The organism is Agrobacterium sp. MCAB5 (assembly GCF_052114365.1).
Taxonomy (GTDB): Bacteria; Pseudomonadota; Alphaproteobacteria; order Rhizobiales; family Rhizobiaceae; genus Agrobacterium; species Agrobacterium tumefaciens.
On the sequence record NZ_JBFREP010000082.1, the window covers coordinates 1 to 753 of the forward strand.

1 protein-coding gene is annotated in these 753 nt (G+C 53.9%); it reads right to left on the reverse strand.

Annotation, left to right across the window (positions count from 1 at the left end; translation table 11 throughout):
* Positions 1-661, reverse strand: a 661-nt coding sequence (locus tag AB4Z23_RS27415) for a nucleotidyl transferase AbiEii/AbiGii toxin family protein (protein WP_441361177.1), incomplete at its 3' end; no start/stop codon positions are given.
* Positions 662-753: the final 92 nt, after the last annotated feature.

The following is a 753-nucleotide window of genomic DNA, read 5'->3' on the forward strand; positions in this document are numbered from 1 at the left end:
CCCATGGACCGGCCTGCATCAGCGCATTGCGCAAAAGGTCCAGATTAGGCGAAACGCTGCGAGACACATACCAGGAGAAGTCAAACCAATCACGCCCCTTGAGAAAACCACGACATAGCAGAGCGTGTATCTTGAGCGCAAAATTGGAAGGCAAATCCTGGTGGCGGACCTCATAATCAGCCGGAAAATCAAGATAGGTAGTTGCCTCACCCGATCCCGCAGGCGGGTTAACGTCGATCTCAAGCTTGATACGAATTGTTTTGGGTCTCCCTCTTCCCACAAAGGACAGATCCAATTGGCTCGCAATGGAGTCATCCTTGATAACGGCCTGCCGGATCGCCGTGTCCATCCGCACCTTGGGATGCGCCTCCAGCTCCAGGCCGAATTGGCTGACAACATCCGTCAGAACCTTAAGATAAGGAGACCAGTTGAAGCCGGCGTCGGGGAACCGTAGAAGGAAATCGAGGTCCTCGGAAAAACGGGGCAGGCCATGAAGAATGCGAAGGCTTGTGCCACCCTGAAAAAGAGCCACATCGAAAAAATCGCCTCGCCACAAAGCGTAGAGTACGACCTCCTGGAGTATCTCCTTGACGGCATTCTCTTCCTCTATCGCACTCTCTGCCGCATATTGCCGAAGCTTGTCCCGGATAATTTCAATCATGTCCTGACCTCAAGATCAGACAGACGCCCCAAAGGCATCACCGCGCCTTCCAGCGCCCGGAGAAAGGCATTCGCAGCCTTGTGCTTGTACAC